Origin of the sequence: Streptomyces huasconensis, assembly GCF_021028635.1 — a bacterium.
GTDB classification, from domain to species: Bacteria; Actinomycetota; Actinomycetes; order Streptomycetales; family Streptomycetaceae; genus Streptomyces; species Streptomyces huasconensis.
The window spans coordinates 774,758-788,661 of record NZ_CP086119.1; the positions used below are offsets into that span (position 1 = coordinate 774,758).

13 protein-coding genes and 1 pseudogene are annotated in these 13,904 nt (G+C 72.7%); 6 read left to right on the forward strand and 8 right to left on the reverse strand.

The window, feature by feature from the left end; translation table 11 throughout:
- Positions 1–27: 27 nt before the first annotated feature.
- Positions 28–783: a TetR/AcrR family transcriptional regulator gene (locus J2N69_RS03380; RefSeq protein ID WP_230899381.1), complete on the reverse strand. Its 756-nt coding sequence runs from the start codon at positions 781–783 to the stop codon at positions 28–30.
- Between the two features lie 148 nt (positions 784–931).
- On the opposite strand from J2N69_RS03380, the gene J2N69_RS03385 reads away from it, so the two are divergent.
- The 3 genes from J2N69_RS03385 (at position 932) to J2N69_RS03395 (ending at position 3,452) form a co-directional block, all read left to right on the forward strand.
- On the forward strand, positions 932–1,873 hold the full coding sequence (locus J2N69_RS03385; protein ID WP_230899382.1) for an ABC transporter ATP-binding protein: 942 nt from the start codon (positions 932–934) through the stop codon (positions 1,871–1,873).
- Positions 1,866–2,609, forward strand: coding sequence for an ABC transporter permease (locus J2N69_RS03390; RefSeq protein ID WP_230899383.1), 744 nt, complete (start codon positions 1,866–1,868; stop codon positions 2,607–2,609). The genes J2N69_RS03385 and J2N69_RS03390 overlap by 8 nt, the downstream gene beginning before the upstream one ends.
- A 306-nt stretch (positions 2,610–2,915) precedes the next feature.
- Complete coding sequence (locus J2N69_RS03395) at positions 2,916–3,452, forward strand: hypothetical protein (protein ID WP_230899384.1); 537 nt, start codon at positions 2,916–2,918, stop codon at positions 3,450–3,452.
- Between the two features lie 34 nt (positions 3,453–3,486).
- On the opposite strand, the gene J2N69_RS03400 is transcribed toward J2N69_RS03395, so the two are convergent.
- The gene (locus J2N69_RS03400) at positions 3,487–3,882 is read right to left on the reverse strand and encodes a RidA family protein (protein WP_230899385.1); all 396 of its coding nucleotides are present in this window, start codon (positions 3,880–3,882) and stop codon (positions 3,487–3,489) included.
- 109 nt (positions 3,883–3,991) lie between these two features.
- Here J2N69_RS03400 and J2N69_RS03405 point away from each other — a divergent pair, with 109 nt between their 5' ends.
- On the forward strand, positions 3,992–4,966 hold the full coding sequence (locus J2N69_RS03405) for a helix-turn-helix transcriptional regulator (RefSeq protein ID WP_230899386.1): 975 nt from the start codon (positions 3,992–3,994) through the stop codon (positions 4,964–4,966).
- 648 nt (positions 4,967–5,614) lie between these two features.
- Here J2N69_RS03405 and J2N69_RS03410 read toward each other — a convergent pair.
- Positions 5,615–5,942, reverse strand: a pseudogene (locus J2N69_RS03410) (sensor histidine kinase); the annotation flags it as partial.
- Between the two features lie 226 nt (positions 5,943–6,168).
- On the opposite strand from J2N69_RS03410, the gene J2N69_RS03415 reads away from it, so the two are divergent.
- Positions 6,169–7,176 (forward strand): alpha/beta fold hydrolase, encoded by a 1,008-nt coding sequence (locus J2N69_RS03415; protein ID WP_230899387.1) that lies wholly within the window; start codon positions 6,169–6,171, stop codon positions 7,174–7,176.
- A gap of 63 nt (positions 7,177–7,239) precedes the next feature.
- On the opposite strand, the gene J2N69_RS03420 is transcribed toward J2N69_RS03415, so the two are convergent.
- From J2N69_RS03420 to J2N69_RS03435, 4 genes are all read right to left on the reverse strand, one after another.
- Positions 7,240–7,977: a YoaK family protein gene (locus J2N69_RS03420; protein ID WP_230899388.1), complete on the reverse strand. Its 738-nt coding sequence runs from the start codon at positions 7,975–7,977 to the stop codon at positions 7,240–7,242.
- Positions 7,958–8,506, reverse strand: coding sequence for a DoxX family protein (locus tag J2N69_RS03425; RefSeq protein ID WP_230899389.1), 549 nt, complete (start codon positions 8,504–8,506; stop codon positions 7,958–7,960). Before J2N69_RS03425 ends, J2N69_RS03420 begins: the two co-directional genes overlap by 20 nt.
- Before the next feature lie 54 nt (positions 8,507–8,560).
- Entirely contained in the window at positions 8,561–9,223 is a 663-nt protein-coding gene (locus tag J2N69_RS03430) for a hydrolase (RefSeq protein WP_230899390.1), read from the reverse strand.
- A gap of 138 nt (positions 9,224–9,361) precedes the next feature.
- Positions 9,362–11,254: an amidohydrolase gene (locus J2N69_RS03435; protein WP_230899391.1), complete on the reverse strand. Its 1,893-nt coding sequence runs from the start codon at positions 11,252–11,254 to the stop codon at positions 9,362–9,364.
- Between the two features lie 249 nt (positions 11,255–11,503).
- Between J2N69_RS03435 and J2N69_RS03440 the strand changes: the two genes are divergently transcribed.
- Positions 11,504–12,475: an alpha/beta hydrolase gene (locus J2N69_RS03440; protein ID WP_230899392.1), complete on the forward strand. Its 972-nt coding sequence runs from the start codon at positions 11,504–11,506 to the stop codon at positions 12,473–12,475.
- 19 nt (positions 12,476–12,494) lie between these two features.
- Here J2N69_RS03440 and J2N69_RS03445 read toward each other — a convergent pair whose 3' ends face one another.
- Positions 12,495–13,688 carry a low temperature requirement protein A gene (locus tag J2N69_RS03445; RefSeq protein WP_230899393.1) on the reverse strand — a complete coding sequence of 398 codons (1,194 nt, stop codon included), beginning with the start codon at positions 13,686–13,688 and terminating at the stop codon, positions 12,495–12,497.
- Between the last annotated feature and the right edge of the window lie 216 nt (positions 13,689–13,904).

Here is a 13,904-nt window from a genome sequence, read left to right on the forward strand (position 1 = left end):
ACGACCCAGCCGAACCGAGGCCCCGCCCTACTCCTCCAGATACGCCGCCACCCCGTCGAGCGCGCGTTGCAGCCCGAACGCGAAGTCGTCGAAGTCGGCGGACTCGCCCGCAGTTTCCGCGTCCATGTCGTCGAAGGCGCCGTCGGCCACCGCCGCCCGCAGCGCGGGCAGCCGCCCGTCCTCCGTCACCCTGCGCAGGAACTTCCCGTACCCCGCCATCCGCCGCTCCGCCCCCGCCGGGTCCTGCCGGAGCAGGGCGACGATGGTGAGTTCGCTGCGGACCTGGCCGCTGACCAGCAGCGAGACCGCGATCTTCTCCCCGGGGTCCAGACGCGTCTCCGAAAGCACCTGAAGGCACTGGTCCAGCCATGCCAGCTGGTTCGGCGTCACCGGGGGTCCGTGCGCCGCCACCAGGGAGACCGCCCACAGGTGCCGGCTCAGCGCCGCGCGCATCATCACCGCCCAGTGCTCCAGACCGGCACGCCAGCCGCGCACGTGTGGCGGCAGCGGCACGGGCGGCCCGATCGCGGCGTCCACCATGAGCATGACCAGCTCGTCCTTGGTCGCCACGTAGCGGTAGAGCGCCATGGTCGAGGCGCCGAGCTCCTTGGCCACCCGGCTCATCGACACCGCTTCGATGCCCTCGGCGTCCGCGACCACGATAGACGCCGTCACGATGCCGTCGAGGGTGAGGCCGCGCTTGGGGCCCTTGTGCGGGCGCTCGCGCAGGCCCCACACGGTCTCCAGGCTGGCCGGGAAGGGCGCGGGGGATTCGCTTTCCATGGCGTGGAGTTTATCCCGTACGCAGTTCCGTGTATGGCCTACGCAGTCTCGTGTACGCCCTACGCAGTGTCGTGTATGGTCTACACAGTAGCGCGTATGTCATACGCAGAAGACCTAAGAGAAAAACATGACATAAGGAGAGCGGGACATGCAGCCACCCGCCATCGAGGCCCGAGGCCTCGCCAAGTCCTACGGGAAGGTCGCGGTCCTGCGCGGCATCGACCTGACCATCGCCCCCGGCACCGTCTTCGCCCTCCTCGGGCCCAACGGCGCCGGAAAGACCACCACCGTCCGCATCCTCGCCACCCTCCTCACGGCGGACACGGGCACGGCCCGGGTCGCCGGGCGCGACGTACGCACCGAACGGTCGGCCGTGCGCCGGGCGATCAGTCTCACCGGGCAGTACGCCGCCCTCGACGAGCAGCTGACCGGCGCGGAGAACCTGCGGCTGGTCGGCCGGCTCGCGCGCCTCTCCCGAGCCGCCGCCCGCGCCCGCGCCGACGAACTGCTGGCCCGCTTCCGGCTCATGGATGCCGCGGGCCGCCGCGTGGGCACGTACTCCGGCGGCATGCGCAGGCGCCTGGACCTCGCCGCCTCGCTCGTCGGCGAGCCCGGCGTCGTCTTCCTCGACGAGCCGACCACCGGACTCGATCCGCGCAGCCGGCAGGAGGTGTGGGACCTGGTGTCCGGGCTGGCCGACTCCGGGGTGACGGTCTTCCTCACCACCCAGTACCTGGAGGAGGCGGACCGGCTCGCCGACCGGATCGCGCTCATCGACGGCGGACGGATCGTCGCCGAGGGCACGGCCGCCGAGCTGAAGCGGCTCGTCGCCGCCGAGCGCCTCGACCTGACCCTCACCGGGCCCGAGGCGTACGCCACGGTCGAGCGGCTCCTCGGCCACCTCGTCGTCCGGCGCGAGCCCGCCGAGCGGAGCCTCGGCGTCGCGACGAGCGGCCGCGCGGACCACATCCGCGAACTCCTCGACACCGTGGACCCGGAGCGGAGCCTCGTCGAGCGCTTCACCGTCCACGGCGCCACCCTCGACGACGTCTTCATGACTCTCACCGACAAGGAGCCGTCACATGTCTGACGCCCTCACCATGACCGGGCGGTCCCTGCGGCTCAGCGCCCGGACTCCCGACGCGCTGATCACCGCGCTCGCGATGCCGGTGATGCTCATGCTCGTCTTCGTCTACTTCTTCGGCGGCGCGATCGACACCGGCGGGAAGTACGTGCAGTACGTCGTGCCCGGCGTGCTGGTGCTCTGCGCGGGCTTCGGCGCCGGGAACACCGCCATGAGCGTCGCGCACGACATGCAGAGCGGGATCATCGACCGCTTCCGCGCCATGGATGTCCGCGGCGCGGCGGTCCTGTCCGGACACGTCGCCGCCTCGCTGGCCCGCAACCTCGCCGCCACCACCGTCGTCCTCGGCGTGGCCACCGCCATCGGCTTCCGGCCGCAGGCTTCGGCGGCCGGGTGGCTCGCGGCGATCGGGGTGCTGGTCTGCTACATCGTGGCGCTGTCGTGGCTGTCGGCGGCGGTGGGGTTGATCGCCAGGTCGCCGGAGGCCGCCGGGGGGTTCACCTTCTTCATCGCGTTCCTGCCGTATCCGTCCAGCGGCTTCGTGCCGGTCGACACCATGCCGTCCTGGCTGCGCGGCTTCGCCGAGCACCAGCCGCTGACGCCGGTGATCGAGTCGATCCGCGGGCTGCTGCTGGGCCGGCCGGTGGACGGCAGCGGGTGGCAGGCGCTCGTCTGGTGCGCGGGGATCACGGTGGTGTCGGTGACCGCGGCGGAGGCGCTGTACCGAAGGCGGACGCGCTAGGGCCTGTCTGACAATTCCCGTCTGCCTCGCGACGCCATGCACGCACTCTCGCCGCACCGGGCGCAGAGCCAAGTACATCCAGTACGAGGCCCTACGCCCGGCACGCCGAGAGCACGCACCTGACGCCGCGAGGCCGCCCTCCGGGCGACGACGGGAATTGTCAGACAGGCCCTAGGCGACTTTGGTCTACGGGTACGAGCCCTTCGGCCGACGTTCCGTCGACCGTGCTCCCCGCAGGCTGAGCGCATGACGACTGACGGAACGACGCCCGACCGAACTGCCCCTGGCCAAGAGGCGCCTGACGGTATGAGGGCTGACGAGACGGCACCTGACGGAACGACGCCCGACGGTACGACACCCGCACCGATCCCCCGCCGGGCCCTACTCGCCAGTGCCGCCGCCACCCTGTCCACCGCGGCCCTGACCACCGTCTGGGTCGCCGACAGCGCGCCCGCCCACGCGGCGTCCGCCGATGCGGAGGCGTCAGCGCGCGCCTCCGGACCACTCGGCCACGCCGGACCGCTCGCCCACAAAGGGGTCAACTTCGATACGGACAGGGACGTCTGGCGGACGGAGTACGTCCGTCGGGAGATGGCCGCCATCAAGAAGCAACGGCACTGCAACGCGGTCCTGTTGCTCGGCCACGACCTCGACCGGCTGACGGAGGCCGCGTCGATCGCGGCCGCGCACGGCCTGTTCGTCTGGTTCGAGCCGCGACAGTTCGACAAGGACGCCGAGCGGACCCTCGCCTTCCTCGGCTCGGTGGCCCGCGCCGCCGAGCGGCTGCGCGCCCGGCACCCCGGGGTGCGCTCCTTCGCGGCGGTGGCCCACCGGTTCCGGTGACCCGCCACCAGGCCGCGCCGGCCGGGCGGGAGGGTCAGGCGACGGCGGTTCCCTCCAGTTCCACCAGCTGACCCGGGATCGCCAGCCGTGTCACGCCGAGCATCGTGGTGGCCGGTGCCACTCCGGCGGCGCCCAGCCGGGCCGCCAGTACGCCGTAGTGCGGGAAGAGGAGATCGACGTCGGTGGTGTAGACGTTGAGCCGGACGAGGTTCGCGAGGGACATGCCGGCCTCGCCGAGCACGGCCTCCAGGTTGTCCAGGCTCAGCGCCAGCTGCGCCGCCATGTCACCGTCGTGCCGGGGTCTGCCGTCACCACTTGTCGCGGTCTGCCCGGAGCAGTACAGGGTCCGGGTGTGCCCGGAGACCACCTCACCCTGATTGAACCCCAACTCCTTCGACCACGACACCGGGTTGACCGCCGTGCGTTCCATCGCCACATCAGCTCCGTTTCAGTCGGACGTTCCGTCGAGAGTCCGTACGCCCATGAGCCTGTCAACAAATCACGACACCCTTGGTCACGTATTCCGATAGGTTTCCCGCATGCGCGCCGACCGGCTGGTCTCCCTGGTGCTGCTGCTGCGACAGCACGGCCGACTCTCCGCGACCACGCTCGCCCGCGAGCTGGAGGTCTCCACCCGGACCGTGCTGCGCGACATCGAAGCCCTGTCCACCGCCGGTGTTCCCGTCTACGCCGAACGCGGCCGGCACGGCGGCTTCGCGCTGCTGCCCGGTTTCCAGACCGAGCTCACCGGTCTGAACCACGACGAGGCACTGGCCCTGCTGGTCGCCGGATCACGGCGCGGCGCCCAGGTGTTCGGCCTCGGCGCGGCGCTCGCGTCGGCCATGCGCAAAGTGGTGGACGCGCTGCCCGAAAGCTCTCGGGCCACCGCGGCCGGCGCGGCGCGACGGCTGCTCATCGACCCGGAGACAGACCTTCTGGCGCGCCGTGAGGCCGCCGAGGAGGTGCCCGACTCCACCGTGACCGAGGTCCGGCGCGCGGTCTTCGCGGGGCACAAGCTGCGTATCCACTACGCGGCGGTGGGCCGCGCGCCGACGTGGCGCACGGTGGACCCCATCGGCCTGGTGACCGTGCGCGGCCAGGGCTACCTGCTGGCCACGCGGTCCGGGGCGGACCGCACCTACCGGCTGTCCAGAGTTCTGGCCGCCGAGGAACTCCCCGAACCCGCACAGCGACCGGACCGGGTCGACCTGGACCGGGCCTGGCAGGAACGGAGCACACGGTTCCGGACCGGCGGCGACCAGGTCTCCGTGCGGGTACGGGTGGACCCGGAGCGGCGCGAGGAACTGGTGGGGACCGCGCTCGCCGTCCACGCCGAAGAGACCGAAGCGGACGGCTGGTTGCGCCTGGAGGTGTCCTTCCAGGACGCCAGACACGCGGAATGGGCACTGTGGCATCTCGCCACGAGCGCCGAGGCCCTGGCCCCGGAGTGGTTGCGCACCTCCCTGCACCGCCGCGCCGCCGCCATCGCCTGCTGCTACGAACAGCCGTCCTGACGTCGGCGTACGGCACGCTCCGGGGCGGGGCGGGTTCCGCGCCGGACCGCACGCAGCCCCGGCAGGGAGACGCCAGGCCCGGATGAGCGGGCCCACGCCCTGGACTCCGCCAACGGTTCGGTACAGGAACGACGTTGCCCGCCGCGTCGCACCGCACGGTCCAGGCCGTCGAGTAACCCGCCTCGTAGACCCGTACGTCCACGTCGGGCGGCTGCTTGTCGCCGGGTACGTCGGCGTTGGCCACCGTGCAGACGATCTGGCTGAGGCCGAGGCCGCCGCCGGACATCTGGGCCACGGGCACCGGGAGGCGCAGGTCCACGGCGCCCTCGGCGGCCCGTGCGATGACGCGGCCATGGAGCCGGGGCACCTCCGTGATCAGGCCACGGGCCCGTTCCGCCGTGACGGGGCCCTTGAGGAGGAGGTCGAGGGCCCGTTGCGGAGTCGCGGCGGTGTCCACTGCGCGGGGCACGGCCTGGATGCCGTACCGGCCGACGAAGTAGAGGCGGGCGTAGTGGAACACGGTGCCCGCCTGCAGTCCGGAGGCCGGGGCGCCGGCCGGGACCGGACCGGTGGCCCCGACGCCGCAGCCCATCACCAGGGAGGCCAACAGGACCGCCGGCAGGACCGGCACGCATACGAAGGGGCGTTTCACGAGGGGTCCTCCTGTGCGGGCCCGAGCGGGAGAGTCACGGTGAACGCCGCGCCGCCGCCCGGGAGGTTGGCGGCGGTGAGGGTGCCGTGGTGCAGTCGTACGTTCTCCCTGGCGATGGCGAGCCCGAGCCCGCTGCCCTCGGAGCGGGCCCGCGCGGCATCCGCCTTGGAGAAGCGCTCGAAGACGTGCGGCAGGACGTCGTCCCGGAATGCCGGGGCCGCGGTCGGCGACCTGGATCACGACGGCTTCCCGCGTGGCGGTCGCCCGGACGGTGACGGGCGCGGCGCCGTGCCGCAGCGCGTTGCCGCAGAGCAGGGCCACGATCCGTTCGCCGTACCGGACCCGGGCCGTCACCGCCACCACCAGCGACCAGGCCAGGTAGAACTGCCACTCCACGCCGATGCTCCACAGGTGGGCGAAGACGCGGGTGTCGGAGGCCGCTGCCCTCCCCTGCCGTTTTGCCGGAACAGCAAAGACCGTCACGTCAGTCGGCCGCCGCGGCGCATGATCGGTGTGCACCCGAGGCCACCCGGAACCGGAGGAGACACCCATGCCCCAGCCCACGCCGTCGACCGCCCCGCGCCACCGCACCGTCGAGGCACCCGCCGGGCGGCTGCACCTGGTCGAGCAGGGCACCGGGCCGCTCGTCCTGCTCGTGCACGGCTTCCCCGAGTCCTGGTACTCCTGGCGTCACCAGCTGCCTGCCCTCGCGGCGGCGGGATACCGGGCGGTCGCCCTCGACGTGCGCGGTTACGGCCGCTCCTCCAGACCCGCCGCAACGCACGCGTACCGCATGCTCGACCTGGTGGCGGACAACGTCGCCCTGGTGCGCGCCCTCGGCGAGGACACGGCGGTGATCATCGGCCACGACTGGGGCGCGAACATCGCGGCGACGTCAGCCCTGCTCCACCCCGAGGTGTTCCGCGCGGTCGGGCTGCTGAGCGTTCCCTACGCCCCGCCCGGCGGCCCCCGCCCCACCGACGTCTTCACCGGGATCGGCGGCCCGAAGCAGGAGTTCTACGTCTCCTACTTTCAGGAGCCGGGCCGCGCCGAGGCCGAGATGGAACCCGACGTCCGGGGCTGGCTCGCGGGGTTCTTCGCCGCCATGTCCGGTGACACCATGCCGGGTCCGGGCGAGCCCGACCCGCACTTCGTGAACCGGGGCGGCGGGCGCGGTGGACGCCTGCGCGACCGCTTCCCGAAGGGCCCGCTTCCCGCCTGGCTGACCGAGGACGACCTCGACGTGTACGCCGGGGAGTTCGAGCGCACCGGCATGACCGGGGCGCTCAACCGCTACCGGAACATGGACCGCGACTGGGAGGACCTCGCCCCGTACAACGGCGCGTCCATCAAGCAGCCGTCCCTGTTCATCGGGGGTGGCCTCGATGCCTCCACGACCTGGATGGGCGACGCGATCGACGCCTTCCCCGCCACGCTCCCCGGCCTGCTCTCCTCGCACATCCTGGAGGGCTGCGGCCACTGGCTCCAGCAGGAACGCCCGGCGGAGGTCAACCGCCTGCTGACCGCGTGGCTGGCCTCCCTCACCGACACGCGTTGACCTCCTACGACTCCGATGACGCCCGACGACGGACGCGCCCCCGTCGGGCGGTGCGCCGACGGGTCAGCCCAGTGGCCTGGTCCAGTCCGCGGCACGCCTCGACAGACGCCACGTCAGCGCACCCGCGAGGACGAGCAGCAGCAGCGCGAGTCCGAGGGTGGCGGCCAGGCCGGCGTGGGTGAGGAGCAGGGCTCCGGTCAGCGCGCCGAGGAACATCACCAGGACGGAGAGGACGCGGCGGCCGGGCCGGGGAGCCGCCCCGCCCGCCGGGGTGGAGTCCGCCGCCAGACCCGTAAGGGTCAGGGTGAGCACCGTGGTGGTCAGGTCGGGGACGCCGAGCCGCCGGGCGACGGCGTTCTGGAGCCCCATCGCGAGGCCGAGCAGCACGATCAAGGAGTAGCGGGCCGGGGCCGCGGTCGCCCCGTGCGCCACCGCGGCCGTGACGGCGGCCGCCGCGACGAGCGCCGCCTGCAGCCCGGCGGCCACGGCCAGCAGCCGACCGCGGTGCGCGGCGAACCGGGTGCCGAGCCGGCCCCCGGCCAGCGCGCCGGTGAGGAACGCGGCCATCGACACGACGGAGGCGGGGGCGGACAGCCCCGCGGCGCCCGCCAGGGCGAAGCCGAGGAAGACCACGTTCCCGGTCATGTTGGCGACGAAGACGTGCCCGAGGGCGAGGTAGCTCACGGCGTCGACCACGCCGGTCACCAGCGTCAGCGTCAGCAGGAGCGGCGGCAGCGGCCCGTGCCGGTCGCCCTTCGGCGGTACGAGGGTGCGGGCGGCGTCAGCGAGCAGCTCGCGCATGCGGGCCCCTCCCTTCGGCGGCGTCCCCGGTGGTGTCCTCGGCGGCGGGCCCGCGGTGCAGCACCGCACGGGTGAGCAGCCCGCTGACGGGGCCGATGACGACGGCGGCGACCGAGACCCACAGGGGCCAGGGCGTCAGGCCGAGGGCGTGGTCGGCGGACCAGCGCCCCGGTCCGGTGAGCGACAGGACGGCGGAGACCACGACGAGGACGAGCGGGTACTCATAGCCGTCGTTCTGCACCCACAGCCCCTGGGGCCACTTGACGGAACCGGCGACCGTCATCACCCCCATCGCCGCCATGGCGGCCGCGGGGGTGAGCAGCCCGGCCGCCAGGAACAGGCCGGCACCGATCTGGCTGCCGCCCGCGGCGACCGCCGTCAGCCGGCCGCCGCGGAAGCCGTCGTGCCGGAACTCCCGCGTCCCGCCCGCCAGTCCGTCGCCGCCGAGCCGGAAGCTGACCTTCTGCACCCCGTGCCCGGCGATGAGGAGTCCCACCACCAGCCGGAGTACGAGCAGTCCCGTGTCCATGCCTTGCCCCTGCCTGTTCCTGACGTTCCGTCAACCACCGATGTGCCGCGCCGGTCAGCCGGCGGCGTGCTCGCCCATGACGGCCTGCGCGTACACGAGGCCGAGGCCGTAGGCACCGCCGTGCTCCTTCACCACCTCGGTGACGGGCACGTACGTCTCGGTGCGCGCCCAGTCGCGCTGGAGCTCCAGGAGCACCTGCACCCAGGTGACCGGGATCGCGCCGCCCTGGACCATGCGCTGGACGGCGTGCTCGTGGGCCTGCGGGCTGACGCCGCCGGACGCGTCCGTGACGACGTACACCTCGTAGCCCTGGGCGATGGCGGAGAGCGCGGGCAGGACGACGCAGACCTCGGTCCACAGACCGGCGATCACGAGCTTCTTGCGGCCGGTCGCCTTCACCGCCTCGACGAAGGGCACGTCCTCCCAGGCGTTCATCGAGGTGCGGTCGATGACCTGCTGGCCGGGGAAGACCGCCTTGAGCTGCGGCATGATCGGGCCCGAGAAGGACTCGGCGGCCACGGTGCTCAGCACGACCGGTACGTCGAAGACCTTGGCGGCCTTCGCCAGGCCGGTGGCCGCGTTGATGATCGCGGTGCGGTCGCCGCTGCCGGTGCCGAAGAACATCTGCGGCTGGTGGTCCACGAACAGCACGGCGCAGTTGTCGGGGGTCAGCAGGTCGGGGCCGGGAGCAGCGGTGACCTGGGAGAAGTCGGTCATGGGAGTGCCTTTCGACGGTGTTGAGGCGCGCGGACGGGTGTCCGCTGGCGGAAGCGGCCGTCCGGGCGGACGGCGCGCGTGGGGTGTGCCCGGGAGGGGCGGTTCACCTCTCCCGGGAAGATCGGAACGGGGAGGGGCTCAGAGCGAGAAGCACGGGTCGAAGAACGGCCGCGCGTCCTCGGACGTGAGGCCCCGGCGCGCCCGCCACTGGCGGTGCTGCTCGGACTCGGCGACGGCCTGATGGAGCAACTCGGCCTGGCGGGCGCCGGACAGGCCCGGGCGGGGCGTGGCCTGGTAGCCGCCGAAGTGGGCGACCGGGCTCCAGGCGGGGCTGACCGGGGGCAGTTCCTCGTCGAGGCCCTCGTACTCCCCGGCGGCGTAGACGATCCGGCCGCCGACGACGGTCAGCAGGGATTCGATGTGGGCGATCTCCGGTTCGGGCACCGCGAAGTAGTCATCGGACAGGATCGCGAGGTCGCCGAGGTGGCCGGGCCGCAGGGTGCCCTTGCGGTCCTCCTCGCCGGTCAGCGCGGCGCCCGCCGAGGTGAACATCGCGAGCGCGGTCTCCCGGTCGACGCGGCCGAGCGGCGGCCGCAGCACCAGGTCGCCCACGGTGCGGCCGGTGACCAGCCAGTGCAGGGCGACCCAGGGGTTGTAGGTGGAGACGCGGGTGGCGTCCGTGCCGCCGCCGACGGTCAGGCCGCGCTCCAGCATGGCGCGGACCGGCGGGGCGTCGGCGGCGGCGCCGATGCCGTAGCGGCGTACGAACGCCTCGCCCTGGAAGGAGAGCCGGTTCTGCACGGACATGGCTCCGCCGAGGGCGGCGACGCGGTCGAGGCTGTCCGCCGAGACGGTCTCCGCGTGGTCGAACAGCCAGCGGTTCCCGGCCGGGAAGAGCCCTTCGGCGGCGAGTTTCTCGAACACCGTGAGGTCGCGGCGGATGGTTTCGTCGTAGGTGGCGTGCAGCCGGAAACCCCAGCCGTTCTCCATGAGGAGGCGTACGGCTCTTTCGAACGCGACCTCGTAGTCGGCGGTGAGTTCTGTGCGCGGCTGGGCGAAATTCTCGAAATCGGCGGCCGCCCAGGTGAGGTTCTCGCCCGCGCCGTTCAGACGCAGCCAATCGTCGCCGTCCTGCGGGCTCGTCATCCCGATCCAGCGGGCGAGATCGTCGACTTCTTGTCCGGCGGTCTGCGGGAAGAGGTGATAGGCGATGCGCAGGGAAAGCTGTCCGTCGGCCGCGAGTTCGGCGACAGTGCCGTAGTTGTCGGGGAAGTTCTGGAATCCGCCCGCCGCGTCGATCGCCGAGGTGAGGCCGAACCTGTTCAGCTCCCGCAGGAAATGCCGCGTCGAGGTCTTCTTGTCCTCCCCGTCGAGGACCGGGGCCTTGGCCAGGGTCGAGTAGAGGATGAGCGCGCCGGGTGCGGCCAGCAGCATGCCCGTCGGCGCGCCGTCGCGGCCCCGCACGATCTGGCCGCCCTTGGGGTCCGGGGTGTCCTTGGTGTAGCCGGCGGCCTTGAGCGCCGCCCTGTTGAGCACCGCCGACTGGTACAGGTGCAGCACGAACACGGGGGTGTCCGGCGCCGCCGCGTTCAGTTCGGCGACGGTCGGCAGCCGGCGTTCGGCGAACTGTTCGGCGGACCAGCCGCCCACCACGCGCACCCACTGGCCCTTCGGGGTGCGGGCCGCCTGCTCCCGCAGCATCGCCAGGCCCTGGCGGAGCGTGGGCACGCCGTCCCAGCGCAGCTCAAGTACGTAGTTGAGGCCGCCGCGGATGACGTGCAGGTGGGAGTCGTTGAGGCCGGGGACCACCCGGCGGCCGAGGGCGTCGACCACCTTCGTGGCGGGGCCGACGTGGACGGCCATGTCCCTGTCGTCGCCGACGGCCGCGATGACGCCGCCGCGGATGGCGAGCGCCTGGCCCTGGGGACGCCGCGGATCGCCCGTGTGGATCTTCGCGTTGCGGACGACGACGTCCGCGGCGTGCTGGGCGGCGGTGCTGGGCACCAGCCCACCGACCGGGATCGTGGACACGTGGGGACAACCTCCTGCGACTTGGCCCGAATTGTTTTCCGGCTCACAACTCCTGCGCTTCGCCCTCACGTTATGGCGGCACGTGCCGCACAAGTGGCCGCCCAGTGCACCGCATGCGTTCCGACAGTGCACTGCCCCGTTTTCCATGCGCTGAGGGACCACGTCCGGTGCACTCGGGGTCAACTGCCGCCGCCGGGCAGGTTTTAGACATGTCCTGTAAATGCCTTGCCCCGAGATCAGGAGAAACTCGTGTCCGACGTCGTAGAAGTCATTCGCCCGGTTCTGGAGCCCGCCGCCGCCGCTTTCGCCGAGGCGACCGCGAACCCGCCCTACCTGTTCGACCTGGCGCCCGCCGAGGGCCGCAAGGCCGTGGACGAGGTGCAGTCCGGGGAGATCGAGAAGCCGGACGTCGACGAGGAGTGGGTCACCGTCGAAGGCGGCCCCACCGGCAGCGTCCGGGCCCGCGTCGTGCGGCCCGCGGGCAGCCGGGGCCCGCTGCCGGTGATCCTCTACATCCACGGCGCGGGCTGGGTGTTCGGCAACGCCCACACCCATGACCGGCTGGTGCGCGAACTGGCCGTCGGCGCCGAGGCAGCCGTGGTCTTCCCCGAGTACGCCCTCTCCCCCGAGGCCCGCTACCCGGTGGCCATCGAGCAGAACTTCGCCGTCGCCCGCTGGATCGTCGAGGAAGGCACCGCCAAGAACCTCGACGGCTCCCGCCTCGCCGTCGCCGGTGACTCGGTGGGCGGCAACATGAGCGCCGCCCTGACCCTGATGGCCAAGGAACGCGGCGGCGTCCCGCTGGTCCAGCAGGTGCTGTTCTACCCCGTCACCGACGCGAGCTTCGACACCGGCTCCTACCACCAGTTCGCCACCGGCTACTTCCTGCGCCGCGACGGCATGCGGTGGTTCTGGGACCAGTACACGACCGACGAGGCCGAGCGCGCCCAGATCACCGCCTCCCCGCTGCGCGCCACCACCGAGCAGCTGACCGGACTGCCCCCGGCCCTGGTCATCACCGGCGAGGCCGACGTCCTGCGCGACGAGGGCGAGGCCTACGCCAACAAGCTCCGCCAGGCCGGCGTGCCCGTGACCGCCGTCCGCTTCCAGGGCGTCATCCACGACTTCGTCATGCTCGACGCCCTGCGCGAGACCCACGCCGCCGAAGCCGCCATCGGCCTCGCCGTCACCACCCTGCGCACGGCCCTGCACAGGAGCTGACGGACGAAGCCGACGGCACTCAGCGGCGCGCCGCCGAGTCCACGGCGATCAGCACGACCAGCAGCGCACCCGTGGCGAGGGCCGGCGCCGGCGACCAGGTGCCCAGCAGGATCGCGCACGCCGTCAGCGGGTACGGGACCCGCTCGGCGGCCGTCCGCTGATGGGGCCGCAGATGGACGGCCCAGACGGCCGTCAGGAAGACGGCCGCGGGCACGGTGACCGCCGCGCCGACGCCCGCCGCCGGGACGGCGGGCCCGAGCGTGACGTGATCGGCGTACGCGGCGAGGCCGGCCCCTTCGGCGGCGGCCGAGGCGAAGATCAGGTAGTGGCCGTACGCCCAGCCGAACCGGCGGCGGTGCGCCCGGTGCGTCGTGGCGAGCAGGGTGTGCGCGGGCCTGCTGAAGTACAGCCACCACATGGCGAACGCCGTGACCAGGCCGCCGGCCGCGACGGCGTACAGCGGGCCCACGCCGTGGTGCCGGTCGAAGGCGCCGCGGACCGCGACCGTGACGGCGGCGACCAACTCCCCGATGACGATGAGGGTGAACAGCTCGTAGCGCTCGGCGATGTGCCGCGGGTGCCACGGCGTCATCCCCGCGGACTGCGCCCACACCGGCACGGCCAGCTCGGCGACGACCAGGACGGCGATGCCCGGCAGCCGCGCCGCGTCCGGAAGCCCGAGGAGCGCGATCCACCCGGCCTGACACACCGTCACGCCCCCGGCGAAGCGCAGGGCGGTCCGCCGCCGGGCCTCGTCCGAGCGCGCCGCGCGCAGCCACAGGGCGGCCAGCGCGGTGCGCGACACGACGTAGCCGAGGGTGATGACGCGCAGGTCCCCGTCGTGGAACGCGCGCGACACCCCGGCGGCGAGGACGAGCGAGCCGGTGATCTGCACGAGCACGGTCAGCCGGTACGGGACGTCGCCCGGGTCGTAGGCCGAGCCGAACCAGGTGAAGTTCATCCACGCCCACCAGATGGTGAAGAAGATCAGCGCGTAGTGCAGGGCGCCCGCCGCGAACTCCCCCGCCATCAGGGCCTCGTGCAGGCTCTCGGACGCCTGCGCGACCGCGATGACGAAGCACAGGTCGAAGAGGAGTTCCAGGGAGGTGGCCGTGCGGTGCCGCTCCTCGGGGTCGCGGCCGCGCATGGCCGGGGTCCTGGAGGAGTGCCTCGGTGGCGCCGTCGGTGTCGTGCCGCGCCCGTTCGTGCTCATGCCGTCTCTTCTCGTCGGTCGGACCCACGGCGTGGGCCGGCCGCCGACGCTAGGTCGGCCGCGCCAGGGCTCCCTGCGCGTCGGCGCACGGGTACTGGCCCGAGAGTGAACGAACGGCGAAAGGGCGCGCGCAGTGCGCTGACGGGCACTCTCGCGTGCACTGACGGTCAAGGCGGCTCCTCGCGGCGCGCCTAGCGTCGCCCGGGTACAGACAGC